15 protein-coding genes are annotated in these 26,012 nt (G+C 69.0%); 6 read left to right on the plus strand and 9 right to left on the minus strand.

Annotated elements, in window-relative coordinates:
• Positions 1-206: 206 nt before the first annotated feature.
• The 4 genes from ACTWJ5_RS28775 to ACTWJ5_RS28790 form a co-directional block, all read right to left on the minus strand.
• Positions 207-9,455: a two-partner secretion domain-containing protein gene (locus ACTWJ5_RS28775; protein ID WP_444437017.1), complete on the minus strand. Its 9,249-nt coding sequence runs from the start codon at positions 9,453-9,455 to the stop codon at positions 207-209.
• Between the two features lie 126 nt (positions 9,456-9,581).
• Positions 9,582-11,279: a ShlB/FhaC/HecB family hemolysin secretion/activation protein gene (locus ACTWJ5_RS28780; RefSeq protein WP_444437019.1), complete on the minus strand. Its 1,698-nt coding sequence runs from the start codon at positions 11,277-11,279 to the stop codon at positions 9,582-9,584.
• A gap of 113 nt (positions 11,280-11,392) precedes the next feature.
• Positions 11,393-12,472, minus strand: a complete 1,080-nt coding sequence (locus ACTWJ5_RS28785) for a fatty acid desaturase family protein (RefSeq protein WP_444437020.1) — start codon at positions 12,470-12,472, stop codon at positions 11,393-11,395.
• 18 nt (positions 12,473-12,490) lie between these two features.
• On the minus strand, positions 12,491-13,588 hold the full coding sequence (locus ACTWJ5_RS28790) for a flavin reductase family protein (RefSeq protein WP_444437021.1): 1,098 nt from the start codon (positions 13,586-13,588) through the stop codon (positions 12,491-12,493).
• 147 nt (positions 13,589-13,735) lie between these two features.
• On the opposite strand from ACTWJ5_RS28790, the gene ACTWJ5_RS28795 reads away from it, so the two are divergent.
• The 5 genes from ACTWJ5_RS28795 (at position 13,736) to ACTWJ5_RS28815 (ending at position 17,334) form a co-directional block, all read left to right on the plus strand.
• Entirely contained in the window at positions 13,736-14,371 is a 636-nt protein-coding gene (locus ACTWJ5_RS28795) for a TetR family transcriptional regulator (RefSeq protein WP_043268660.1), read from the plus strand.
• 486 nt (positions 14,372-14,857) lie between these two features.
• Positions 14,858-15,358: an urease accessory protein UreE gene (ureE, locus tag ACTWJ5_RS28800; RefSeq protein ID WP_116424259.1), complete on the plus strand. Its 501-nt coding sequence runs from the start codon at positions 14,858-14,860 to the stop codon at positions 15,356-15,358.
• Positions 15,355-16,029 carry an urease accessory protein UreF gene (locus ACTWJ5_RS28805; protein ID WP_074985080.1) on the plus strand — a complete coding sequence of 225 codons (675 nt, stop codon included), beginning with the start codon at positions 15,355-15,357 and terminating at the stop codon, positions 16,027-16,029. Before ureE ends, ACTWJ5_RS28805 begins: the two co-directional genes overlap by 4 nt.
• A gap of 11 nt (positions 16,030-16,040) precedes the next feature.
• Positions 16,041-16,655 carry an urease accessory protein UreG gene (gene ureG, locus ACTWJ5_RS28810; RefSeq protein WP_444437022.1) on the plus strand — a complete coding sequence of 205 codons (615 nt, stop codon included), beginning with the start codon at positions 16,041-16,043 and terminating at the stop codon, positions 16,653-16,655.
• Positions 16,656-16,761: 106 nt separating this feature from the next.
• Positions 16,762-17,334, plus strand: a complete 573-nt coding sequence (locus ACTWJ5_RS28815) for a HupE/UreJ family protein (RefSeq protein WP_074985082.1) — start codon at positions 16,762-16,764, stop codon at positions 17,332-17,334.
• Positions 17,335-17,582: 248 nt separating this feature from the next.
• Here the strand turns inward: ACTWJ5_RS28815 and ACTWJ5_RS28820 are convergent, their stop codons facing one another.
• From ACTWJ5_RS28820 to mdlC, 4 genes are all read right to left on the minus strand, one after another.
• Positions 17,583-18,833 carry an OprD family porin gene (locus ACTWJ5_RS28820; RefSeq protein WP_074985084.1) on the minus strand — a complete coding sequence of 417 codons (1,251 nt, stop codon included), beginning with the start codon at positions 18,831-18,833 and terminating at the stop codon, positions 17,583-17,585.
• Between the two features lie 96 nt (positions 18,834-18,929).
• Complete coding sequence (locus tag ACTWJ5_RS28825; RefSeq protein WP_301500806.1) at positions 18,930-20,393, minus strand: aldehyde dehydrogenase family protein; 1,464 nt, start codon at positions 20,391-20,393, stop codon at positions 18,930-18,932.
• A gap of 14 nt (positions 20,394-20,407) precedes the next feature.
• A complete protein-coding gene (locus tag ACTWJ5_RS28830; protein ID WP_261747509.1) occupies positions 20,408-21,745 on the minus strand; it encodes an MFS transporter in 1,338 nt (445 codons plus the stop codon).
• A gap of 63 nt (positions 21,746-21,808) precedes the next feature.
• Entirely contained in the window at positions 21,809-23,395 is a 1,587-nt protein-coding gene (gene mdlC / locus ACTWJ5_RS28835) for a benzoylformate decarboxylase (protein ID WP_301500807.1), read from the minus strand.
• Positions 23,396-23,504: 109 nt separating this feature from the next.
• Here mdlC and ACTWJ5_RS28840 point away from each other — a divergent pair, with 109 nt between their 5' ends.
• Complete coding sequence (locus ACTWJ5_RS28840) at positions 23,505-24,401, plus strand: LysR family transcriptional regulator (RefSeq protein WP_116424253.1); 897 nt, start codon at positions 23,505-23,507, stop codon at positions 24,399-24,401.
• A 7-nt stretch (positions 24,402-24,408) separates the two neighbouring features.
• On the opposite strand, the gene ACTWJ5_RS28845 is transcribed toward ACTWJ5_RS28840, so the two are convergent.
• The gene (locus ACTWJ5_RS28845) at positions 24,409-25,734 is read right to left on the minus strand and encodes an MFS transporter (protein ID WP_444437023.1); all 1,326 of its coding nucleotides are present in this window, start codon (positions 25,732-25,734) and stop codon (positions 24,409-24,411) included.
• Positions 25,735-26,012: the final 278 nt, after the last annotated feature.

Below are 26,012 nucleotides of genomic sequence, written 5' to 3' on the forward strand. Positions count from 1 at the left end.
TTATCAAAACCAAAACACATACTGCGCCAGTTGCAACCGCCCCCCCCCTCACCACATCAAACAGGGAAGACGCGAGAATATCCAGAACATCTATTACCTCCCCTCTTAACACTCTAACCAAGATAATACTAACTACAAATGCAAAAAACATCGCAGCACAGGAAATAAAAAAAGTACGGACAATAAACCAAACCCAAAACACTATTTTACTTCCTATCATTACTTAGCCCTCCAGAAACTTCATCGCTCACCATCTCAGAAATCACCCCTCCCGTCACATTCCCTAGGATTTCATTAGTTCCTGAACCTAGTTCCTTAGGTAAATATCCCCCTGCATATTTCCCGAATACACTGCCAACCCCGGAACCTGCTCCAGCACCAATCACCGCAGGAATCGAATCAGCACCCTTGATTTGACTACCAATATAGGCTCCCCCCATGTTGATAACAGTGGAGATAGGCAGTGATTTCCCCTGAGTGAACGCTCCGACTAGTGTGGCAACCGTGGCATCGGTATAGCTGAATTGGTTTGGATCTTTTGTCAACTGGTAGCTGACATTAGCCCCACCCCCTATTAATGCACCGGTCCCCATAGCTCCAAGGGCTGCCGTTCCACCGATACCGAAGCTTCCGGCGGACATAACCACTCCCCATCCTTCCAACAGACCTTTCACCGGATCAGGCCCCTCAAACCCTTCTTGACGAGCCTTTTCCTGCATAGCTGCGGTGATCTCTTCCGGCGAGGCTCCAGCCTGAATCATCTGAGTACCTAGACTCGTCACCGACGCGCCATACCCTGGATCGACTGGGAACCACATGTCATTGTTTTCAGCCGCGTTCTTACCCGCCTGAGCCCCGGTCACCGCGCCGCCGAGGTCTCCTCCCGCCAAGCCACCAGCCATGCCGCTGGCCAACGAAGCAAGCGCAGACACGGTCTGTTTCTGGCTTTCGTTCAACTCCTCGGGGTTCGCGGTGTGGTATAGCGCCTGCATGATGGAGGTGGTACCCGCTGCCGCGACCGTACCGCCAATGGCGCCTGCTGCCGACGAATTTCCCTGAGCCGAGGCAACCAAAGCGCCAAGTACGGCGTGCGCCATAAGGCGGGCAGACTCGTCGTTTCCGGCGTACTCGTGGATGGCGCTGGCCAGGTACGGAGCAGATGCCCCCGCCAAAGCCGAACCTATGTCCCCACCGGACAGCCCCTGTAGGACAGCAGTTACAGCCTGAGCAGCTTTCTGGTAACTGCCCCCAGTGCCGTACTTGCTCATGATGTCTTTGTAGGCATCAGTGGCTAGCAGTTGCTTCTGGTACGTATCCAGATCGTCTGCACTGGCACCTGGACCAGGCGGCTCCACACCTTTCTTGTGCAGTTCGTCCTGCGCTGCCTTGTTGGCGTCCAGTTCCCCCTGCGTCCGAACGATATCCATCGCCTGGGTGCCAATCTCGGCGATCAGTTGCACCTGCTTCAGCCGGTTCTGTTCCTTCTCCTTGTCGAAGATCGGGCTGATGCTGCCGTTGGCGTGCTCGACGTCGCGGCTCAGGCTGGCCACGTCCTGCTGCTGGTTGGCCGGGTCGCGGATTTCGAGGGTGCCGTTGGAGATGGCCGAGCCGGTGGTGCCGCTGGCGCTGTCGCCGTGGTTGTAGGCGACCAGCATGCCGCTGGGCATGTTGCTGATGAATTTGCCGCTGCCATCGCTGCCGCTGCTGATGCTGACGCTCTGCTGCTGGCTCTTGTAGTCGGCCTTGTTGTCGATGCTGCTCCAGCCCAGGGTGCCGGTGCTCAGGCGGTTCTTGTCGGCTTCGGCGGTGCTGGCGATGACGCTGCCGTCCAGTTGCGTGTGGTTGCCCACGTCGATCTGGAAGCCGCCCTTGCCGGCGTAGAGGCCGGTCTGTTCCTGCACGCTCTTGTAGTTGGAGTCGATCTTGCTCTGGCTGGCACTGACGCTGGCGCTGCCGCCAGTGCCGATGATGGCGACGCTCGCCCCGGCGGAGACGTTCTTCTGCTTGGAATCGTAGTAGTCGCTGTCCTGCAGGCTCTGCAGGGTCAGGTCGCGGCCGACGTTGGCGATGATCTGCTCGCCATTGACCTGGGCGCCCTTGAGCGTGGTGTCGCGGCCGCTGACCAGCTTGACCTGGCTGCCGGCGTCCAGGGTGGTTTCCGTCCAGGTGGTGCCGGTGCCGATTTCCTTGCCCGAGCCCTGGTTGGCGTTGGCGAAGATGCTCAGGCCTACCCCGTTGTCCGCCGAATACCCCACGCTCACGCCAACCGCGCCGCCGCTGCTCTTGTTCTTGCCATCGAGCTTCTGGGTGTTGGCGGCGGCTTCGAGCAGGATGTCGCGGTTGGCGGCCAGCAGCATGTCGTTGCCGGCCTTGAGCTGGCTGCCCTGGATGCGGATGTCGCCGTCCTGGCCCACGGCGCCGCTGCCGGTGGCGAGGATGTTGAGGTTGTTTCCTGCGGTCAGGCTGCTGCCCTGGCTGACGCTCTGCTCCTGGGTCTGCTTCGAGCTGGACTTCTGCGAGCCGAGCGAGGCGCTGATGCCGAAGAACTGGCTGACGCCGCCCCCTTCGGTGCCCTGCTGCGCCGCCTGCCAGGCCTGCACGCCGGTCAGCCCGGCCTTGATGCCCTGCAGCGCGGAGAGCCGGCTGTCGTCTTCGTGCCTGGCCTGCTTGGCAGTCTGGTAACCAGCGTCCATGGCACTACCCACAGTGCCGGAGAGCGCCAGGGTCAGGCCACTGCTCTTGCTCTTGTAGGTCTGCTCGCTGCGGTTCTCGTTCTGCGCGGCGAGGATGTCGACGTTCTGCCCGATGAGGTTGATGTCCTTGCCGGCGACCACGTCCGAACCGCGGATGGTCAGGTCCTTGCCGGCCTGGATGTCGACGTTGCCCAGCACGCTGCCGATGGTGCTGCCGCGGGTCTGCTCGCTGTGGCTGGTCTGGGTGGCCTGGGTGCTGGCCGAACCGAGGGTGAAGCCGAGCCCGCCGCTGCTCATCACGCCGGATTTCTTCTTCGACTCGGCGTGGCTGGTCTCGCTGGTTTCGCTGGCGCCGTCGATCAGCACGTTGCGCCCGGCCAGCAGGCTGGTGCCATTGGTGGAGGCCACGTCGCTGCCGCTGACACCGATGTCCTGGCCGGCGCGGATGGCGATCTTGTCGGCGCTGACCAGCGAACCTTTCTGGGTGGTGTAGAGGGAAGTGTCCTCGGTCTTTTTCTCCGAGCTTGAGAGCAGCCCATGGCTGCGTTTGGTCTTGCTCAGCGCATGGCTGTCGGTTTCCGCCGCTGCCTGCAAGTTCACGTCACGGGAGGCGTATAGGTAGGCCTCGTTGCTGGCGCTGATGGTGCTGGCGGTCAGGTTCAAGTCCTGCCCGGCGCTTGCCACCAGGTCACCGCCCGCTGTCAGTTCCGCGCCGAGCTGGCGGGTCTGCCCGGTCTGTTCGACGGTGCGGCTGCTGCTGGTCTTGCTGCGGACTTCGACGCTGGCGGCGTCTTCGACAGCGCTCAGGTTGATGTCGCGACCGGCGGCGGCGGTCAGGTCGCCCTTCGCGCTCGCCTGGCTGCCCACTACGTTCAGGTCACGCCCCGCATCCAGCACCAGGTCGCCCCCGGCCGTCAGGCTGGAGCCGTGGTTCTGCGCGACCGTGGTGGTGGTGACGTGGTGCCCGCCCTGCTGGATGTCGCGCAGACGGCTGGCGTCGGTCACGGCTTGCAGGTTGATGTCACGGCCAGCGCCGAGGTAGCTGTCGCCGCCGCTGGCGAGGCTGCCGCGGTTGGTGATGTCGCGGCCGGCGTCCAGGCTGAGGTCGCTGCGCGCGCTGATGCTCGCGCCGGCGTCGAGGAAGCTGCGGTATTCGTCGCCGCCGATGCCGGCGGTGACGGCGGTGCGGTCGTTGACGATGTCGCCCTTGAGCGCGGTGAGGTCCACCTGTTCGCCGCGGATCTGCCCGGCCAGGGCGTTGCGGATGCTGTCGCCGGCCAGCAGGCTGACGCGCTGGCCGGCGTCCATCAGGCCGCCCTGGAGGATGCTGCCGCCGGCGCTGGCGCTGAGGTCTTCGCTGGCGCGCAGGGTGCCGACGTTGACCAGGTCGCCGCCGGCCATGAGGTTGAGGTCGCGGCCCTGGATCAGGCTGCCGCCGCGCAGGTTGCGCGCGTCGGTCTGGGCCAGGTAGACCACCGGGACCAGCACCTGCTGGCCGTCGATCACGCGGGTTTCCATCCACACGATGTCGTGGGTCAGCGCCGCCACCTGTTCGGCGGAAAGGCCCACGCCAACGCTCAGCTGCAGCGCATCCTTGGCGGCCAGGGCGTTGTCCATCAGGTACTGGAACTGGTCGTAGTCGCTGGTCAGGCCGTCGAGGAAGCGCTGGCCGGTCTGGGCCTGGATGGCCTCGCGGATCAGGCGGGTCTCGTAGGCGCCGTCGCCCAGGCGCTTCCAGGCCTGGTCCGGGTCGAAGCCGAGCTTGCCGAGCAGGTAGTCGGAGTTGAGGAAGCGCCCCAGGTCGGTGAGCGCCGGGTTGGTTTCGATGAGGTAGTGGCTCTGCGGGTCCGGACTGCGGATGAACATCCCGTACTGCCCCTGGGGCAGGCGGAAGGTGTCGGCCGCCGTCGGGTCCACGGCGGCGAAGGGCACGCCGCTGTAGTCCACCGGGATGAAGCTGACCTGCTGGCTGCCGTCGGCGGCCGTGTGCGTCACGCTCTGCACGGTCTGCGGCCCGCTGGCCTGGGCGTCGCTGGACTGTTTGTTGAGGGTCAGGTTGACCGTGCCCAGTTGCCCGCCCAGCAGGCTGCCGGCCAGTTGGCCGGTGAGCTGGGCGAGGCTGTATTCGCTGACGGTGCCGTTCTGCAGGTTGTGCGCCACGTTGAGGGTGACGCGGTTGCCGGCCTGCAGCGTGGCCGGCGCGGACTGGGCGCCGTCTTCGCTCCAGGTGACGACCGGGGTGCCGATCGCCCAGCGGTCGCCGTTGTAGATGGCCCAGAGCTGGTCGTACAGGTCCTGGTCGAAGGTGCCCGCGGCCATCTTGGTGTTGAAGGCGCGGGCCAGGTTTTCCATGGTGTCCCACTGGCCGGTGGGGATCTTGCCGTAGTCGCCCGGCACCACGTTGATGACCACCACCTTGTTGCCGGTGCGCGAGGTGTTGCCCTGGTTGAGCAGCGAGTCGGCGTTGATGGTCAGGTCGCCGTTGGCGGCGAGGGTGCTGTTGCGGTTTTCCACCGCGCCGGCGTCGATGGTCAGGTTGCCTCCGGCGGTCAGCCAGGCGGCGGGGCTGTTCTGGGTGATGCGCTCTGAGAGGGTTTCGTTGACGTCGATCTTGCCGCGCTTGAAGGAGTCGTGGCCGCCGCAGTGCTGGCCGCACTGCACGTCGAACTCACCGAAGGTGGTGATCTGTTCGAAGGCGAAGACGTCGCGGGCGTTTTCCAGGCTCGCCACGTCGAGGTGGATGTCGCCTTGCGCCTCGATGGTGCCGGAGCGGTTGCTCAGGCTCTGCGCCCGCCCGCCGTCCTGGCCGGCGAAGCTGAGGTTGCCCTGGCTGTAGAGGTCGCCGTAGCGGTTGCTCAGGCTGGCCGCGCGCAGGGTCATGTCGCCGCCGCTGAACAGCAGGCTGTCGGCGCCGTTGGCGATGCCCTGGCTGGCGATGTCCAGCGCGCCGAGGGCGCCGAGGGTGCCCGTGTTATTCACTTGCGCGGCGCTGACGTGCAGGGCCTGGTTGGCGATCAGCCAGCCCTGGTTGTTCAGGTTGCCGGCGAGGCTGAGCCGGGTGTCCAGGCCGCTGGCCAGGCGACCGCCCTGCTGGGTGAAGTCGCCGGCGTTCAGGGTGAAGTTGCGCTGGGCGGACAGCAGGCCGGCGTTGTGGGCGTCGCCGCCAAGGCTCAGGCCCAGGTCGCCGTCGCTGAGCAGTTCGCCCTGGTTGTTCAGGTAGGCGGCCGTCACGCTCAGGTTGCCGGCGCTGGCGATGCGTTCGCCGGCGCCGACTTCCAGGCCCTGGCCGACGCGCAGGTCGAGGGCGCCGTTGACGCGCATCTGCCCGGCATTGGTCACGCTGCCGAGCTGCCATTGGCCTTCGCCCAGGCCAGTGAGCGAGCCCGCGCCGACGAGGCTGCCCGCGCCCAGGCGGAACAGGCCGGTGCCGGCATGCTGGACCTGGCCCTGGCCGTTGAGCAGGGCTGCGCCGCTGCCCAGTTCGAAGGCCTGGCTGGCGACGCCGATGCTCCCGCCCTGGTTGTTCAGCTGGCCGGCGCTGCGGATGTGGCTGCTGTCGCCGCCGAGCGCGCGCAGGCGCCCGCCCTGGCTGTTGTCCAGCGTGCCGCTGTCCAGCTCCAGGCTGGTGGCCGATTCGATCAGGCCAGCCTGGTTGTTCAGCGCGCCGCTGCTGGCGAGCACGACGCGGCCGCCGCTGAGCTGGCCGCCGCCGTTGTCCAGTGTGTTGCCGGTGACGCTCAGCTCGCTTTTGCCGAACAGCTGGCCGCCCCGGTTGATGAGGTTGCCAACCACCAGTTCGAGCTTGCCGAGCAGGCTGGCGATGCTGCCGGCCTCGCCGTCGGCCTGGCTGTTGTCGAGGCTCGCGGCGCTGATGGCGACGCTGTCGCCCTGCACGGTGCCGGCCTGGTTCTGCAGGCTGCCCGCCCCCAGCGCGGCGGTCACGGCGCCGCCCTGGGCATGGACCAGCCCCCGCTGGTTGTTCAGCGCGCCGGCCGTTACCGAAAGGCCCGCGGCGCCCGCCAGCAAGCGCCCGGACGCGGAGTTGTCGACGCTGCCGGCAAGCACGTCGAGCCGCTCGCCGCGCAGGGTGCCGCCACGGTTGTCGAGCTGGCCGACGGCACGGGTGAACAGCAGGGCCTGGTCGCCTGCGTCGATCAGGCCGGTGGCGTTGTTCAGCACGCCATCCAGGCTCAGGCTCAGCTGTTCGCCATTGCCCACCACCGCGCCGCCCTGGCTGTTGTCCAGGTTGCCGCCCAACAGCTCGACGCGCTGGCCCAGTACCACGCCGCCACGGTTTTCCAGCTGCGACGCTTGCAACCGCAGGCCCGCGTCGCTCTGGATGCGCCCCTGGTCGTTGGACAGGCGCTGTTGCGCCGTGAGCGCCAGGCCATCCGCGCCGGCGACCAGCAGCCCCTGGGCGCTGTTGTCGATGACGTCGGCGCTCGCCTGGATGCCATCGCCCACGATGCGGCCGCCGCGGTTATCCAGCGCCCCGCTGGTCTGCAGCAACAGCTGGGCCCCGGCGAGGGCCCCCTGGCGGTTGTCCAGGCTGCCCGCCGTGACGTCCAGGTTGCCCTGCACCGATTGCAGGCGCCCCAGCGCGTTGTTCAGCGCCTGGGCCACGGTCAGTTTCAGCGCGCCGTCGGCGCTCAGCGTACCGCCGGAGTTGTCGCTGATGCTGGCGAGGTCGGCCTGCAGCGTGCCGCCCAGCAACAGGCCGTTGGCGTTGTCGAGATCGCCGGCGGTCAGGGTCAGGGCGGAGCCGGCCTGGACCCGCCCATTGCGGTTGGCCAGCGACTGGGCATTCAGGCTCAGCCGCTCGGCGGCCAGGGTGCCGCCGCTGTTGTCCACGACCCCGCGGGAAGTCAGGTCGAGGCGCTGCGCCACCAGCTTGCCGGCGGCGTTGGCGAGGTTGCCGACGTCCAGCAGCAGGGCGCCGCTGGCCTGGGCCAGGCCCGCGGCGTTATCGAAGGCGCCGCTCAGGCGCAGGTCGAGGTTGCCCCGCTCGGCGCTGAGAACGCCGCCCTGGCGGTTGTCCAGGCTGCTGCCGGCGAGGTAGATGGAGTCGCCGACCTGGGTTCCCGCCCGGTTGTCCACCGCTCCGGCGCTGATCCGCAGGGCCTGCGCGGCCTGCAGCTTGCCGCCGGCGTTGTTCAGCTCGCCCTGGCTGTTCAGGGCCAGGTCGCCGCCGCTGGTGCCGATCAGGCCGCCGGCGTTGTCGATGCGCTGCGCGTCGATCCGTGCGCTGCCAGCGACGATGCGCCCCTGCTGGTTATCCAGCGTGCCGCCGGCCAGCGTCAGGCTGCCGCCATTCACCTCCAGGCGACCGTTGCGGTTGTCCAGGCTGGTGAAGTTCAGGCTGGCCGCCTGGCCGTCGCCGAAGCGGACCAGGCCGCCCAGGTTGACCACGGCGGGGGCGTCGAGCAGCAGGCTGCGCTCGCCGATCAGCTGCGCGCTGTCGCCGAGGTTGTTGAACTGGCGGGTGCGCAACGCGACTTCGCGCCCCTGCAGGGTTCCGCGGTTGTCCAGTTGCCGTCGGGCGTCGACATCGATGCGCTCGGCGTAGGCCTGCCCCGCGTTGTCCAGGGTGTCGGCGGCCACGCTCAGGCTGCCGGTGGCATCCAGCCGGCCGCGGTTGCCAACGTGGTCGGCGGCGATGTCCAGGCTTTGCCCGGCGATGCGTTGCTCCCCATCGATGCCGGCGACGATCTGGCCCGCGTTGTCCAGGCTGCCGGCGCGCAGTTGCACGCCTTGCCTGGCCGCCAGGCTCTGCGCATTGCTCAGCGCACCGCTGGCCTGCACGCTGGCGCTGCCCCCGGCATAGGCCGGGCCGTTCAGTGCCACGTCCTGGCCCTTCAGCGCCAGGTCCCCGCTGGCCGAAGCCTGGGCCAGCTGCAGCTTGCCGTTGGCATCGATGCGGATGTCGCCGGCGCTGGCCGCCATGTTGCCGGCCAGTTTCACGCCCACGCCCTGTTCGGTGCCGACCAGGCGAATGGTGTTGGCGTACATGCCGCCCAGCGCCGAGCTGTCGATGGCCAGTTGCGGCTTGGCGCTGCCGTCGTCGGGCTTGGCAGTCGCAGCCAGGGTTTGCGCGTCCACCGTGTTGCGCCCAGCCACCACGGTGAGCTGCTTGGCGTACAGGTCGGCGTTGAGTTTGGCGCTACGGGTGATCAGTTCGAACTGGTCGAGGTTGCTGGCGTTGAGCCCGGCGCCTTCGATGGCGATTTCACCGCCGTCGACGTCGTAGCCCTGCAGGCGTTCGCCGGCCAGGATCGGCTTGCCGGTGGTGAGGGTGGCGCGCGGGGTGTTGATGAAGCCGCAGCCGTTGCAGGTGATGCCGTGGGGGTTGGCGACGATGACGTGGGCGCCCTGCCCGGCCACCTCGGTGTAGCCCTTGAGCTGCGAGGGGCTGCCGCCGGTGACTTCGTTGAGGATCTTCTGCGCCGCCTGGCCCTTGAGGTTGGGGTTGCCGAGGATGATCCCGCCCAGCTGGGTGCCCTGGGTCTTGCCGGTGGCGTTGTTGAGGATCAGGCCCTGCTGGCCAACGCCGTAGTCGCTGAATTTGTTGTGCGAGAGGCCGCTGCCGTTGGGCGTGGCGATGTTGACGATGGGCACGCCATTGCCCGCTGCGCCGATCTGCGTGTTGCCGCCGGCGGCCGCATCCACCGCCAGTTGGGCGGCGGCTGCGACTATCGGATTGAGGATCAGCAGGCCGGCCAGGGCGCTGGCGATGGCCTGGTAGAGGGGGCGGCGGATGTCCATATGGGCGGCCTCTTGCGTGCTTTCGCCGGGCCGGGCCGGGCATCCCGCGGCATGCGCCGGTTCGGATGCGGGGCCGCTCGCCGCGGCGGGGGTGTTGTCCTTGTTCGTCGTCTTTTCGCGCGGCCGTCAGAAGAACAGGTCGACGCGGAAGTACACCGGGTGTTCGCGTTTGTCGATCACGCTGGGCCGCTCCAGGGAGCGGGCGAAGCTCAGCGTCGCGGCCAGGTACTGGCCGCGGGCGTTGAACTCCAGCGCGTGGCCGCTCAGGCGGCCGTGCAGTTCGGGGTTGTAGCGGCCGTGCTCGATGGCGCCGAAGTCGTAGCCGTAGCCCACGCCGTATTCCTGCAGCCAGGGCTGCAGCGCCACCCAGGTCACCGGGCGGCGCCAGCGCAACTGGTTGCGCCAGTAGTAGCCGCTGTCGCCGGACAGGCTCTGGTCCTTGAAGCCGCGCACCGAGTTGAGCCCGCCGAGGCTGATGCGCTGCGGGCTGTAGAGCACGTCTTCGCTCTTCTGCGCGGTGGCCAGGGCGTCGAAGCTGAAGTTCTCGCCCCACAGCTGGAAGGGCTGCAGGTAGCTCAGGGTGAGGGTGTATTTGTCGTAGCGCGCGTGGGGCTGGTAGGGCTGCGGGTCGTGCTCGCCCTGGGCGCCGAGCGCGCCTATGCCCTGCTGCCAGCCGGCGTCGAGGTTGACGAAGGCGCTGCCGATGCGCCGGCCGTGGTTGAAGCCCAGCTGGCCCTCGGTGATGCGGCTGCTGGAGACGTCGAGCTTCTCGTCGTCGATGTAGTTGTTCGAGCGCACGTGGGCCAGGCCGAAGTTGACCGCGGTCTTGCTCAGGCTGTCGCGGTGCAGCACGCGCTCGGCGCCGAACTGGTGGGAGCGGCTGTCGCCGTCGAGCTTGAAGGCGAAGCCGCTGCCGTCGTTGCGGGTGCGGTAGTAGCTCTGGTTATAGCTGTAGCTGAAGGTCCACCAGCCGTAGGGCAGGCTGTAGAACAGGCCCTGGTTGTCGGAGTGCTTCCAGTGGTCGCTGACCACGTCCTCGGCCACCCGCAGGCCGAGCTGGTCGGCCAGGCCCAGCGGGCTGTCCCAGTCCAGGCCCAAGCCGGCCTGCTGCTCGCCGCTGCTGCGGTCGCCGTTATTGTCGCGGAAGGCCGAGACGCGCCAGGGCTTGCCGCGCTCGCCGGCCAATTGCACGCGGCTGCCGCCGACCTGCTCGCCGGGCACCAGTTCCACTTGCGCGTGGCGCGAGGGCAGGCGGTTGACCTGGTCCACCAGTTGTTCCAGCTCGCGCAAGTCGAGCACCTCGCCGGCCTTGCCGGGGAAGCCCATGGCCAGTTCGCGCGGGGTGGCCACGGCGGAGTCGTCGAAGCCTTCCAGGCGGCCTTCGACCACGATGATTTTCAGCGTGCCGCCGGAGAGGTCCTGCTGCGGCAGATAGGCGCGGGTGGTGACGAAGCCGCGGGCCAGGTAGTGGTCGGTGATGGCCTTGAGCAGCGCGTTGAGCTGGGCCACGCCCAGGCACTGGTCGCGGTAGGGCGCCAGCAGGCGCTCGCGGGTGGTGGCGCCGAGGTGCCCGGCGCCTTCCAGGGTGATTTCGCGGATATCGAAGCAGCGCGTGTCGGCGGGCTGTTCGGCGGGGGCCTGCGGCGCCACCTTGCCGGGCAGCTGCTGCAGCTCCTCCAGGCGCTTCTGCTGTTCGCGCAGTAACTGCTCCTGGCGGTCGCGCTGCAGGTCGCGGTCACCGGGAGTGGTCAGCGGCGCGGCGGAAACATCCAGAACGACGGCCAGGGCCAGGCCCAGCGTCCAGTAATGGGGAATGGACTTCATCCCTTCGATCCCTCGACTACGACATCCAGTTGCAAAACCGGGCTGATTAAATCATGGCCAATTGATGTTGAGGGAGTGTCATTCGGCGACTGGTTTCACTTTTAGGACTATTCCTATGAGGCGGATTCACCCTTGGCCGGCAGGCGGTGAACCCAGATGCGCCGCAGCACCGCGGCGAATTGCCGCGACAGGCGCCCGCTGTTGTAGTACTGGCCATAGCGCTCGGCTATCTGCCGCACTTCGCGGGCCAGTTCGGCGTAGCGGCGCGCCGGCAGGTCGGGGAACAGGTGGTGCTCGATCTGGTGGCTGAGGTTGCCGGTGAGCAGGTGCAGCAGCGGCCCGCCCTCCAGGTTGCTGGAGCCGCGCAGCTGGCGCAGGTACCAGTGGCCGCGGCTCTCGCCCTGCAGCACGCTGGCCGGGAACACCGCGGTCTTCTCGGTGAAGTGGCCGCAGAAGATCACCGTGAAGGTCCACAGGTTGCGCAGCAGGTTGGCCACGAGGTTGCCGCAGAACACCGCCCAGAAGCCGCCGGCCAGCAGGCCCAGCAGGGGGAAGGTGAGGTAGTCCTTGGCCCACTGGCGGCCGAGCTTGGCGTTGAACTGGCGCAGCAGCGGGCGCAGTTCGTCCTTGCCTAGGCGGCCCTTGAAGTACTGGTCCAGGCGCAGGTGCTGGATGGCCACGGCGTACTGGAAGAGCACGGCCTGAATCGCCACCCACAGCGGCTGCCAGCGGTAGAAGGGCTTCCACTTCTGCTCGGGGAACAGGCGCACCACGCCGTAGCCGACGTCGTCGTCCTTGCCCAGGACGTTGGTGTAGGTGTGGTGGATGTGGTTGTGGGTGTGCCGCCAGAAGTCGGAGGGGCCGGCGATGTCCCATTCGTACTGGCGCCCGGCGAATTCCGGGTCGTTCATCCAGTCGTACTGGCCGTGCATGACGTTGTGGCCCAGCTCCATGTTCTCGAGGACCTTGCCCAGGCCCAGGAGCAGGCTGCCGAGCAGCCAGGTGGAGGCGGACCAGCCGCACAGCAGCAGCGCGCGACCGGCCCAGCAGCAGGCGCGCACGGCGCTGCGCACGCGGCGGATGTAGCGGGCATCGGCGGCGCCGAGGTCGTCCAGGGTGCGTTGGCGCAGGGCGTCCAGTTCGGCGCCGAAGGCGGCCAGCTCGGCCGGGGTGAGGTCGCGGTCTTCGCGCATGCTGGGGTTCCGGGGAGGCTAGAGGTCGAGGCTGACGTCGCCCTGCGGGGCGCTGACGCACAGGCGGATGGGTTGCTGCGGCTCGCTGTGCAGCGCGCCGCTGCGCAGGTCGCGCACGCTGCCGGCGAGCAGGGTGCAGGTGCAGCTGGCGCAGATGCCCTGGCGGCAGCCGTGGGCCGGGCGCAGGCCGGCAGCCTCGGCCTGTTCCAGCAGGCTGCGCTGGTTGTCGCCGGTTACCTGGCGGCCGCTGCGGGCGAAGTGCAGGTGGACCTCGCGCTGGGCTTCGTCGGTGGACCAGGCGGGCGCGCTGAAGGCTTCCCACTGCAGGCTGGCGGCGCGGGGTTCGAGGTGGTCGCGCACGGCGCCGACGAAGCCGGCCGGGCCGCAGGCCAGCACGTGCCCGGCGGGCAGGCCCTGCAAGTGTTCCGCGTGGAAGCGCCCGCGCAGTTCGCCGGCCTGCGCCGCGCCGCCGCTGATGGCCCAGCGCGGGCGGAAGTTGGGGTACTCGCGGGCCAGGGCCTGTAGGCGCTCGACGAAGGCACGCTGGCTGCGTTCGCGCACGTAGTGCAGCAGTGTCACCGGGCCGCGGTAGCCGTCGGCCAGGGCCTGGCGCAGCAGGCCGAGCAAGGGTGTCAGGCCGCTGCCGGCGGCCAGCAGCAGCACGCCGCGTTCGTCCTGCGGCCAGTGCAGTTCGCCGCCCGGCGCGCCCAGTTCCAGCACGTCGCCAACGCACAGCCGGCCCAGCAGCAGCGGCGAGACCCGCCCGCCGGGTTGCAGCTTCACCGCGATCTCCAGGCAGCCGTCCTCTTCGGCGATCAGGCTGTAGCTGCGCCCCAGGCGCACGCCGTCGTGCTCGATGAACAGCTGCAGGTGCTGGCCCGGCCGCGCGCCACGCCAGTTGGCATTGGGCCGCAGGCGCAGGGCGAGCATGTCGTCGGCCACCCACTGGCGGCCTTCGACGCGGACGAACACCCGGTTCAGCGCCCAGGCCGGGTTGAGCACGGCCAGCACGGCATCGACATCGGCCTCGCGCAGCCAGCGCTGGCGCACCAGCGCGCGCAGGGGGCCGAGCAGCGGGCGCAAGGCGCGCAGCCAGGCCAGGGGAAGCAGGGACATGGACGGCATCCAGACAGTAAACACTTGTTCACTAAACTGGCATGCCGCCACTTTTCAGTCAACAGTCGTTCACTGAAGTGGCCGGCGCAGTCGCCGATTTCCCCGGCCATTTGCTAGAGTGCCGGGGCCCCTGCCATGGAAGCCCCGATGTCCTCTCCCCGCGCCGAACAGAAACAGCAGACCCGCCAGGCCCTGATGGACGCCGCGCGCGGCCTGATGGACAGCGGCCGCGGCTTCGGCAGCCTCAGCCTGCGCGAAGTGGCGCGCGCGGCGGGCATAGTCCCGGCCGGGTTCTACCGGCACTTCGCCGATATGGACGCCCTGGGCCTGGCCCTGGTGGCCGACGTCGACGAGACCTTCCGCCAGACCCTGCGCGCGGTGCGGCGCAACGAGTTCGAGCTGGGCGGGGTGATCGAGGCCTCGGTGCGCATCTTCCTCGACGCGGTGAGCGCCAACCGCACCCAGTTCCTGTTCCTGGCCCGCGAGCAGTACGGCGGCTCGCTGCCCATCCGCCAGGCCATCGGTACCCTGCGCCAGCGCATCACCGACGACCTGGCGGCGGACCTGGCGCTGCTCAACAAGCTGCCGCACCTGCAGGCCCAGGACCTCGACGTGCTCGCCGACCTGGTGGTGAAGACAGTGTTCGCCACCCTGCCCGAGCTGATCGACGCGCCGGCCGAGGCGCTGCCGGCGCACCTGACGCCGGAGGCCAAGGTCACCCAGCAGCTGCGTTTCATCATGATTGGGGCAAAGCACTGGCTGGGGATCGGGGCGCGGGGCTGAGGCTGGGGCTTCCTTGTAGGAGCGAGCTTGCTCGCGAACCAGCCGGAGACGCCTGAGTTCTGGTTCAACTCCGCTCCCTCTCCCTAACCCTCTCCCTGAAGGGAGAGGGGACCGTTCGGAGTGCTCGGATGTTCTGGAGTTCGCCGGATGCCGTGATACCCGGCTGAAGCCTTGCTGTCAGCCGGCACGGACAAGCCCCCTCTCCCTTCAGGGCGGGGCGCGCAGCCGAGGGCTGGGGAGAGGGGACGGAGTCAAACCGAAATACCCAGGCCGCCTGGAGACTCCCTTCGCGAGCAAGCTCGCTCCTACAAAAACCCTCATTCCGCCCCACATCGGTGCGCACCATTTACGTGCGCACCAGCAACGCGCACGCGCACCATTCCTGATCACTCGGACAACCCGCCCAGCCCCCGCCATTGCTGGCCGCGCCCGCCCCTGGCAAGGCCCTTGCTGTAGCTCGGCCATTGCCTACTGCCGGACACCGCCATGCTGGTCATCCACCAACGCATCGAGCCCCGCGAGCGCTGGGACGCCGAACTGCACCTGAACTACGAGGCGCGCAGCAAGAGCCGCCTGCGCTGCTACAGCCGCGATGGCGAGGACGTCGGCCTGTTCCTCGAACGCGGCCAGCCGCCGCTGGCGGACGGCGACTGCCTGCTGGCCAACGACGGCCGCGTGGTGCGCGTGTGCGCCGCGCCCGAGCAGTTGATGCACGTGACCTGCGCCAGCCCGCGCGAGCTGAACCGCGCCGCCTACCACCTGGGCAACCGCCACGTGGCGCTGCAGGTGGGCGAAGGCTGGCTGCGCCTGCTCGACGACTACGTGCTCAAGGCCATGCTCGACCAACTCGGCGCCACGGTGCAGAGCATCGAAGCGCCGTTCCAGCCCGAGCACGGCGCCTACGGCGGCGGCCATCACCATTCGCACCATGGCGAGGCGGAATTCAACTACGCGCCGAAGCTGCACCAGTTCGGAGTGCGCAAGTGAGCAACACAGGCCTCTGGCCGTTGCTGCGCCTCGCCAGCCCGCAGTTGCCCATCGGCGGCTACAGCTATTCCCAGGGCCTGGAAGCCGCCCTGGAGCATGGCCTGGTGAGTGACGCCGACAGCGCCTTCGCCTGGCTGGCCGACCAGTTGCAACTGAACCTGGCACGCTTCGAGGGCCCGCTGCTGGCCGAGCTGCTGCGCGCCGCGCTGGCCGCCGACTGGGCCGCGCTAAGCGATGCCGCCGAACGCCACCGCGCCAGCCGCGAGACCCGCGAGCTGGCCCTGGAAAGCCGGCAGATGGGCTTCTCCCTGGCGCAACTATTGGAAGCCCTGCCCGAGCTGGACGAAGCGGCCCGCGCCTGGCTGGCCGCGCAGCCGGAGCCCTCGCTGGCCGCCACCTGGGCGCTGGCCGCGCGGGCCTGGGGCCTGGACGTGGAGCAGGCCCTGGCCGCCTGGCTGTGGAGCTGGGCCGAGAACCAGCTCGCGGTGCTGATGAAGGCCCTGCCCCTGGGCCAGCTGGCCGCGCAGAAGCTCACCTCGCGCCTGCTCCCCGAACTCGAACGCGCCTGCGCCGCCGCGCTGGCGGAGGACGCGCCCGGCGGCGCGCCCTTCGGCCTGGCCCTGGCGAGCATGGTCCACGAAACGCAATACAGCCGTCTGTTCCGTTCCTAGGAGAACCCTGCATGAACTCCCAACCCCTGCGCGTCGGCATCGGCGGCCCGGTGGGCTCCGGCAAGACCGCCCTGACCCTGGCGCTGTGCCACGCCCTGCGCGAGCGCTACAACCTGGCCGTGGTGACCAACGACATCTACACCCAGGAAGACGCCCAGTTCCTGGTGCGCAACCAGGCCCTGGCGCCGGAGCGAATCATCGGCGTGGAAACCGGCGGCTGCCCGCACACGGCGATCCGCGAGGACGCCTCGATCAACCTGGAGGCGGTGGACCAGCTCAACCGCCGCTTCCCGGGCCTGGAGCTGATCCTGGTGGAGTCCGGCGGCGACAACCTCTCGGCCACCTTCAGCCCCGAGCTGTCGGACCTGACGCTGTACGTGATCGACGTTTCCGCCGGCGACAAGATCCCGCGCAAGGGCGGCCCGGGCATCTGCAAGTCCGACCTGCTGGTGATCAACAAGATCGACCTGGCGCCGCTGGTCGGCGCCTCGCTGGAGGTGATGGAGCGCGACGCGAAGAAGATGCGCGGCGAGCGGCCCTTCGTGTTCAGCAACCAGAAGACCGGCCAGGGGCTGGGCGAAATCATCGCCTTCATCGAACGCCAGGGGCTGCTGACCGCGGCCTGAGTTTGTTTTTGGGTTCCCGCGTTCGCGGGAATGACGATGTCGACGCTCACCTGCGTCTCCCCCGCGAACGCGGGGGCCCAATAACCCCATGTATCAAGGAAGCCCCATGTCCCTGCGCAAAAGCCTCTACGCCCTGGCGCTGTTCCTCACCCCGGCCATCGCCTTCGCCCACCCCGGCCACGGCGAGCACGGCCTGGCCGCCGGCGTGCTGCACCCGCTGACCGGCCTCGACCACCTGCTGGCGATGTTCGCCGTCGGCCTCTGGGCCGCCCAGCAACGGGGCGCGGCGCGCCTGGCGCTGCCCTGCACCTTCGTCGGCGCCATGCTGCTCGGCGGCCTGCTCGGCTTCGACGGCGTGCAGTTGCCCTTCGTCGAGACCGGCATCGCCGCCTCGGTGCTCGCCCTCGGCTTGTGCGTGGCCCTGGCGGTGCGCCCGCCGCTGCCGCTGGCCATGGCCGTGACCGCGCTCTTCGCCCTGGCCCACGGCATCGCCCACGGCCTGGAGCTGCCGGAACTGTCCAGCCCCTGGGCCTATGCTGCGGGCTTCGTCTGCGCTACCGCTGCGCTGCATGCCGCGGGCTATGCGCTGGTGCGCTTCCTGCCGCAGGCTGCGGCGCCGTTGGTGCGTGTGGCGGGTTTGGCCTCGGCGGGTGCCGGGGTGTGGCTGCTGGCGGGTTGATCGCGAATCCGGATTGAGAATCGCGGACGGAGTCCGCTCCTACGGGGGAGGAATACTGTGCCTCCCAGCAGCCTGTAGGAGCGGGCCCTGCCCGCGATTCGCGCGCAGGGCGCGCTCCTACATGGGAATGAGCATGGGACTGAGCCAAGGTGCTCTTCGTAGGAGCGAGCTTGCTCGCGAATGAGCCCCGCTGCGGAGTCTGTTCGCGAGCAAGCTCGCTCCTACGAGAAGCCATACACACCGATCCGTCAGAGCGAAATCGGGTAGTTGAAGATCACCCGCGTCTGGTCGAAATCGCTGTTGAAGCTGCGTCGGTTGCTCGCATGGTTGACGCGCACGTTGAGCTTCTTCAGCGGCCCGCTCTGCACCGTGTAGCCCAGCTCCACATCACGCTCCCATTCCTTGCCGCCGCTGCCGGCCTTGGTGGTGGCGTTGTCGCCCTTGCCGTAGCGCACCATGCTCACCAGGCCGGGCACGCCCATCGCGGCGAAGTCGTAGTCGTAGCGCAGCTGCCAGGAACGCTCGTCCTCATTGGTGAAGTTGCCGTTGAACATGTCGTTGCCCATGGTCCGCCCGCTGCTGCCGTAGACCGACTGCCAGCCACCCTCGCCGCCGACCTTCTGCAGGCCGAGGTAGAGGGTATGCCCGCCATGGTTGGCCGAGAGCAGCGCGTAGGCGGTGTGGCTGTCGATGTCGCCGGCCAGGGCGCGGCCGTCGTCGCGGTCGAAGAACAGGCCGAGGTTGGCGCCCAGCACCCAGTCGCCCACCGGCTGCTTGTGCAGCAGGTTGAAGTAGCGCTGGGTGTAGATGTCCTCCAGTTGCGCGTACCAGGCGCCGACCAGGGTGCGTTGGTCGTTGAAGCGGTATTCGCCGCCGGCGTAGTTGAAGGCATCGGATTTCGCCGTGGGCGCCGACCAGGACGACAGGTCCTGCATGTCCGCCGAATTGCGCAGGCTGACCTGGTCGTAGCGCCCGCCGTACAGGCTCACCCCGGCCCACTCGCGGGACACCAGCGCCGCGCCGCGGAAGGTCTGCGGCAGCAGGCGGCCGTCGTCGTAGCGCAGCACCGGCACGTCCGGCAGCATCTCGCCGAGCTTCAGCTCGCTGGCCGACAGCCGCAGCTTGGCCGCCACCGCCATGCGCCCGTACTCGTCGGCGGCCTTGCCGTCGTCGTGCACCGGCAGCAGCTCGGAGCCGCTCTGGTCGCGGCTGCTGTTCAGCTTCACGCCGTACAGGCCCATGGCGTCCACGCCGAAGCCCAGCGGCCCGCGGGTGTAGCCGGAGCTGAACTTGAGGATGAAGCCCTGGGCCCATTCGTTGATCAGGCTCTTGCCGGCGCTGTGGTCGCGGAAGTCGCGGTTGAACGCGTAGTTGCGCAGCACCAGGTCGGTGCGCGAATCCTCGAAGAAGCCGCCCTCCTCGGCCAGCGCGGGCGCGCACAGCAGCGGCAGGGCCACGCAGGCGAGGGACGGCAATAGGGCGGTGTGACGGTTTTGCATTGTTATTGTTCTCCGTTTTTTTCGGGGTGCAGCGGCCCGCGGCGCGTCCGTGTGAGCGCGCCGTGGGCGGGGTGGGTGGCAGAACCGGCTAGGCGATCAGAACGGGTAGTGGCGCGCCTCCCGTTGCACGCTCACCCAGTGGTCGCGGGTGAATTCGTCGATCGCCCAGTCGCCGTTGAAGCGGCCAAGGCCGGAGTTCTTCTCGCCGCCGAAAGGCGCGTTGGCCTCGTCGTTGACCGGGATGTCGTTCACGTGGGTCATGCCTGCGCGCACCTTGCGGGCGAAGGCCACGCCGCGCTCCAGGTCGCGGGTGAACACGGCGCTGGAAAGGCCGTACTCGCTGGCATTGGCCAGCTCCAGGGCGTGGGCTTCGTCGCGGGCGCGCAGCAGGCCGATCAGCGGGCCGAAGATTTCGTCGCGGGCGATCTCCATGTCCGGGCCGACTTCGCCGTACACGTGGGGCGCCAGCAGTTGGCCCTGCACGCCGCCTTCGTACAGCGGTTTGGCGCCTTCGCGGCGGGCCAGGGCGACCTTCTCCAGCAGGCCTTCGAGCTGGCGGGCATTGATGATCGGGCCCACCGCGGTCTCCATCGACTGCGGGTCGCCGACCTTCACCTGCTTCACGCGCTCGACGAAGCGTGCGGCGAAGACGTCGTACAGCGCGTCGACCACGATGATGCGGTTGATCGCCATGCAGATCTGCCCCTGGTGCAGGAACTTGCCGAACACCGCGGCGTTCACCGCCTGCTCCAGGTCGGCGTCTTCCAGCACCACGAAGGGGCTGTTGCCGCCCAGCTCCAGGGCCACGTGCTTGAGGTGCGCGCCGCCGCTGGCGATGCGCCCGATGTTGCGCCCCACCGGGGTGGAGCCGGTGAAGGTCACCAGGCCCGGCACCGGGTGCTCGACGAAGGCGTCGCCGATCTCGCTGCCGGCGCCGACCACCACGCCGAGCACCCCGGCCGGCAGCCCGGCCTCCTCGAAGATGCGCGCCAGCAGCAGGCCGCCGCACACCGGGGTGTCGCTGGCCGGCTTGACCACCACCGCGTTGCCCAGCGCCAGGGCCGGGGCCAGCGAGCGCTGGGTGAGGTGCAGCGGGAAGTTCCACGGGCTGATGACGCCGACCACGCCGATGGCGCTGCGGTACACGCGGCTTTCCTTGCCGGGGATGTTGGAGTCGACGATGCGCCCGTGCACGCGGCTGGGGAAGGACGCCGACTCCAGGGTGATGCCCCGCGCCGCGCCCCATTCCAGGGTGGCCTTCAGACGGGTGCTGCCGGACTCGCGGATGATCCAGTCGATGATCTCCTCGCGGCGCCGGTCGAACACTTCCACCACCCGGTGGAGCAGCGCGGCGCGCTCCGCCGGCGGCAGCGCGGCCCAGGCCGGCTGCGTTTCGGCGGCCTTGCGGTAGGTGGCATCCAGGTCCTCGCGGCTGGCCTGGGGGATTTCCGCCAGCAGGCTGCCGTCGTAGGGGTTGCTGTCGCGCAGCACCTTGCCGGCGCTGCCGGTGCGCCATTCGCCGGCGAGGGGTTGCAGGTGGAAGTCGGTGTAAGCGGTCATGGACGTTCTCCTGATCAAACGGGTTTTTCCGGGGCGGCGAAGGCCGCGCCGGCGTCGCGCGGACGCACGCGGATGAAGCCGATGGCCAACGCGCCGATGACGCCGGGCAGGGCGAAGGCCAGGAAGTTCTCCTGGAACGGCAGCTCCAGGGCCAGCAGGCTGCCGCCGAGCATCGGCCCGGCGATGGCGCCGAGGCGGCCGATGCCGGCGGCCCAGCCGACCCCGGTGGAGCGCACGTGGGCCGGGTAGAACTGCGAGGCGTAGGCGTGGATCACCGCCAGGGTGCCGATGGTGGTGGCGCCGGCGATCACCAGCAGGGCGTTGAGCAGCCAGGGGCCGGGGTTGATGCCCAGCGCCGCCAGCGAGGCCGCGGCCAGGGCGAAGAACAGCACCAGCGTGCGCTGGGTGCCGAGGCGGTCGGCCAGCCAGCCGCCGAACAGCGCGCCGAGGGTGGCGCCGACGTTGAGGGTGACGAGGAACACCAGGCTGGAGGTCAGCGGGTAGCCGCCGTTGGCCATCAGCTTCGGCAGCCAGGTGTTGAGGCCGTAGCTCATCAACATGCACATGGCGAAGCCGAGCCACAGCAGCAGCGTGCCCAGCGCCTGGCCGCCGGCGAACAGCTGCGGCAGGCGCGCCTTGTCCGCGTCGGCATGGGGTTTGGCGATCGCCAGTTCGGCCCCCGCACGGTAGTTCGGCTCGACCTTGGCCAGCAGCGCATCGAGTTCGCCGCGGCGGCCCTTGAGTTCGAGGAACGCCGCCGACTCCGGCAGGTAGCGCAGCATCAGCGGTACGCTCAGCACCGGCAGCACGGCGACGTAGAACACCGACTGCCAGCCCCACTGCGGGATCAGCGCGATGCCGACCAGCGCCGAAAGCACCGCGCCCACCGAGTAGAAGCTGGACATCACGGTGATCAGCGTGGCGCGGCGCCCGGCCGGGGCGAACTCGCTGATCAGGTTGACCGCGCTGGGCACCAGGGCGCCCAGCGCCAGGCCGGTGCCGAAGCGGCAGACGCCCAGCTCCAGCGGGTTGCGCGCATGCCCGGTGAGGAAGGCGGCGAGGCTCGCCAGCAACGTCATCAGGATCACCAGGCGGCGCCGGCCGAAGCGGTCGGCCAGGGGCGCCAGCAGAGTGCCGCCGAAGAGCATGCCGAACAGCGCGCAGCTGCCCAGGGTACCGGCCTGCACCGGGCTGAGCTGCCACTCGTGCATCAGGCGCGGCACCACCGAGCCGTAGACCACCATGTCGTAGCCGTCGAACAGCATGATGAAGCAGCCCCAGGCGAGGATCAGCCAGTGGGTGCGGTTGAAGCGGGCGGCGTCGATCACCGCCGCGACTGTCGTCTTGTGCATAACCACCTCTTGTTATTTTTCTGTGGGTGTAGCGGGAGGCGCCCAAGGCAGGGCGCGCACGCGTCAGGGTTCGATGGTCAGGGTGGGCACCTCGATCAGCACCGGCTCGTCGCCGGCCAGGGCGCGGGCCAGTTCCGCGCGCAGGCTGGCGGCGTCGGCCGCCTGCACCGAGCGCACGCCGTAGCCGCGGCCGAGCTGGCAGAAGTCCAGGCCGGGCACGTCCAGGCCCGGGGCGTCGGGCACGTCGAGCACCCCGGCGAACCAGCGCAGCGCGCCGTAGGTGCCGTTCTTGAGGATGATGAACACCGCCGGGATGCGGTATTGCGCGGCGGTCCAGAGCGCGGTGATGCCGTAGTTGGCCGAGCCGTCGCCGATGATGCCGATCACCCTGCGCTGCGGTTGCGCCAGCTGCACGCCGACCGCCGCCGGCAGGCCGAAGCCCAGGCCGCCGGCGGCCGGGAAGAAGTAGCTGCCCGGCTCACGCATCCGCACCCGCTGCCAGAAGGCGTTCACGGTGGAGGTGGATTCCTTGACGAAGATGGCGTCGTCCGGGGCCAGTTCGTCGATCACGTCGAACACGGTTTCCGGGTGCAGCAGGCCTGCTTCGTCGGCACGCGGCGCCGGGCGCGGCAGGGCTTCGGGCATCGGCCGCGCGTTGGGGTGTACCGCCTCCACCAGGGCTTCGAGGGTGAGGAAGATATCGCCGACCAGGGCATCGCCCATGGGCGCGCGGGCGGCCTCGCCGGGGTCGCAGGTGATGTGCACCAGTTCGGCGCCGGCGGGCAGGTAGTCGCCCGGGGCGAACTGGTGGTAGCGGAACACCGGGGCGCCCACCACCAGGATCAGGTCATGCCCGGCCAGCCGTTGCGAGATGCCGGCGATGGCCGCCGGCAGCACGCCGCGGAAGCACGGGTGGCGGGTGGGGAACGGGCAGCGCGAGGCAGACGGTGCGACCCAGGCCGGCATGCGCAGCTTCTCCGCCAGTTGCACGGCCAGCGGGTTGGCGCGGGCACCGTCGACGTCCGGCCCCAGCACCAGCACCGGGTTGCTCGCCCGCGACAGGCGCCCGGCCAGTTCGCCCAGTTGCGCCGGCGAAGGCAGCCCGGCGCTGGCCACGTTGCGCGCGGCCAGGTGCTCGACGCCCGCCGGCGCCGGCTGTGCCCAATCGTCGTAGGGAATCGACAGGTACACCGGGGCCTTGGGCGCCAGGTTCGCCATGTGGATGGCCTGGCTCAGCGCGCGCGGCACGTCCTGGGCACAGGCCGGCTCGGCGCTCCACTTCACCAGCGGCTTGGGCAGCTGCGGCGCCTCGACGTTGGCCAGCATGGCCTCCACGCCGATCATCGAGCGCACCTGCTGGCCGGCGCTGATCACCAGCGGGCTGTGGCTGTACCAGGCGTTGGTCAGCGCGCCCATGCCGTTGCCGGTGCCGGCGGCGGCGTGCAGGTTGACGAAGGCCGGCTGGCCGCTGGCCAGGGCGAAGCCGTCGGCCATGCCGACCACCGCGCCTTCGTGCAGGCCGAGGATGTAGCGGAAGTCCGCGGGGAAGTCCTTGAGGAACGGCAGCTCGTTGGAACCGGGGTTGCCGAAGATGGTGGTCAGGCCGTGGCGACGGAGGATGTCGTAGGAGGCGCAATGGACGGTTTTCATGCTGGCCCTTCAGGCTCGTTCTTGGGTTTGCGCTACTCTCGCAGCGGCCTGATAATCGATCAAATCGATAGTCTTTCTATCGAAAATAAAAACTATCTATGTGACTGTCATGGCCCAGATCGACCTCAACCTGATCCGCACCTTCGTCACCCTCTACGAGGCCGGCAGCGTGACCGCGGCCGCCGAGCGCCTGTTCGTCACCCAGCCCTCGGTGAGCTACGCCCTGGCGCGGCTGCGCGAGCTGTTCGACGACCCGCTGTTCAGCCGCAGCCGCGACGGCATCCAGCCGACCTTCGTCGCCGAGCAGCTGTACGCCACCCTGCGCGAGGCGCTGACGCGCATCGAGGGCGCGGTGCAGAGCACCCGCCAGTTCGACCCGGCCACCACCGAGCGGCGCTTCCGCATCGCCCTGTCGGACCTGGGCGAGCTGGGCTTCCTGCCGCTGATCCTGGCGCGGCTGAACCGCGAGGCGCCGCTGGCCGAGGTGGAAGTGCTGCCGCTGCAGGTGGACGAGGTGGGCGACTGGCTGGCCAGCGGCAAGGTGGACACCGCCATCTGCCGCCAGGCGGTGCCCGGCAGCCGCAGCCGGGTGCTGATCCAGGAGCGCTACGTGTGCCTGCTCAGCGCCGACCACCCGCGCATCGGCGAACGCCTGGAGCTGGCCGGCTACCTCGCCGAGCGCCACGTGGTGGTGACGCGCACCTCCGGCCACGGCATCGCCGAGGACGTGCTCCAGGCGATGAAGCTGGAGCGCCGCATCGCCCTGCGCGTGCCGCACTTCTCGGTGCTGCCGAAGATCATCCCCGGCACCGACCTGCTGACCATCCTGCCGGCGCAGATCGCCCGCATGTTCGTCGCCGAGGGCGGGCTGAAGATGCTCGAACTGCCCTTCGCCGTGCCGGCGTTCGAGGTGTCCCTGCACTGGCGCGCGAGCAGCGAGCAGTCGGCGGCGCTGGAGTGGTTCCGCAACGCCATCGCCGACGCGATCCTCGAAGGGCAGCATTGAGGAGTCCTCAGTGCGCGGCCAGCGGCTCGCCGGCCGGCGCCGCCGGGCGCAGGCCCAGCAGCACCAGGGCGGCGGCGGCGAAGACCACGGCGAACACGCCGTACAGGTGCAGCGGTTGCCAGCCGTCGTCCAGCAGCAGCCCGGCCACGGTGGGCGAGAGAATTGCGCCCAGGCGCCCCACGCCGATCGCCCAACCCACCCCGGTGGCGCGCACGCCGGCCGGATAGATCAGCGGCGACAGCGCGTAGAGCCCGGCGATGCAGCCGTTGGCGAACAGCCCGATGAGCAGCCCCAGGCCAAGCGCGGCGGCCAGTGACGAGGCCGAGCCGAGGAACAGCACCAGCAGCGCCGCGGTGACCAGCATGAAGCCCTGCAGCACCCGCGCCAGCGGCACGCGCGCCGAGAGCGCGCCGACCAGGGCGGCGCCGAAGATGCCGCCGATGCTCAGCAGCACGCCGCCGGTGATGCCCTGCTGCGCGGTGAGGCCGGCGGCGGTGAGCAGCTTGGGCGTCCAGCTCATGATGAAGTAGAAGCCGAACATGGCGAGGAAGAACAGCAGCCAGATCAGCAGCGTCGAGCGGCGCAGCGCGGGCGCCAGCAGCTGCAGCATCGCCACGCCGGAGGCCTCGCGCGAGCGGACTTCGGGCAGCGCATCCAGGCTCTGCAGGCCCAGGCGCCGGGCCAGGTCGTTGACCCGCGCCAGGGCGTTGGCCGGACGGCGGGCGAGGAGGAAGTCCAGCGATTCGGGCAGGCCCGCCAGCACCAGCGGGATGGCCGCCAGGGAGATCAGGCCGCCGGCCAGGAACACCGAGCGCCAGCCCCAGTGGCCGATCAGCCACACCGCCAGCAGTCCGCCGAAGGTGGCGCCCAGGGCGTAGCCGGTGGATTGCAGGCTGACCGCCAGGGGGCGCCAGCGGCGGTTGGCGTATTCGGCGGCGATCACGTTGCTGCTGGCGAGGATGCCGCCGATGCCAAGGCCGGTGAAGCCGCGCAGCAGGGCCAGTTGCGTCGGGCTCTGGGCCAGGGCCGAGCACAGCATGCCGAGGCCGCACAGCAGCAGGCAGAAGAGGATCAGCGGGCGGCGCCCGAAGCGGTCGGCGCGCGGGGCGATGAACAGCGAGCCGGCGGCCATGCCGAACAGCCCGGCGCTGAGCAGCAGGCCGACCTGGGCGCCGTTCAGGCTCCACTCGGCGGAGACCGAGGCGGCGGTGAAGGCCATCACCAGCACGTCGAAGCCGTCGATCATGTTGAGCAGGATGCAGATGCCGATGGCTGTCCACTGGAAGCGGTTCATCGGGCCCTGGTCGAGGGCATGGCGCAGGTCACGATTCATGGGCGCACCTCCGGCGGACGGAGGTTCGGGAATGGGCGCACGGCATGGCGGGTTCCTCTTGTTCTTGTTGTGGAGGCTTTGCTGGCGCACACCCTGGCAGCAGTGGATCCCGAAAACAAGCCCTATTGGATCCCAAAAACACGGAATGGACTGACGGAATCTACAGAGCCCAAAGACTTTACGATGCCAGAACCCTTATTTATCGGAGATTTCAGCCTGATCATGGAATTCGTTCGGTTATCGAACTGATTATTTTTCGACCACCACGGTTGACAGGC

The sequence above is a fragment of the Pseudomonas sp. A6 genome (assembly GCF_052367875.1).
In the GTDB taxonomy this organism is placed as follows: Bacteria; Pseudomonadota; Gammaproteobacteria; order Pseudomonadales; family Pseudomonadaceae; genus Pseudomonas; species Pseudomonas citronellolis.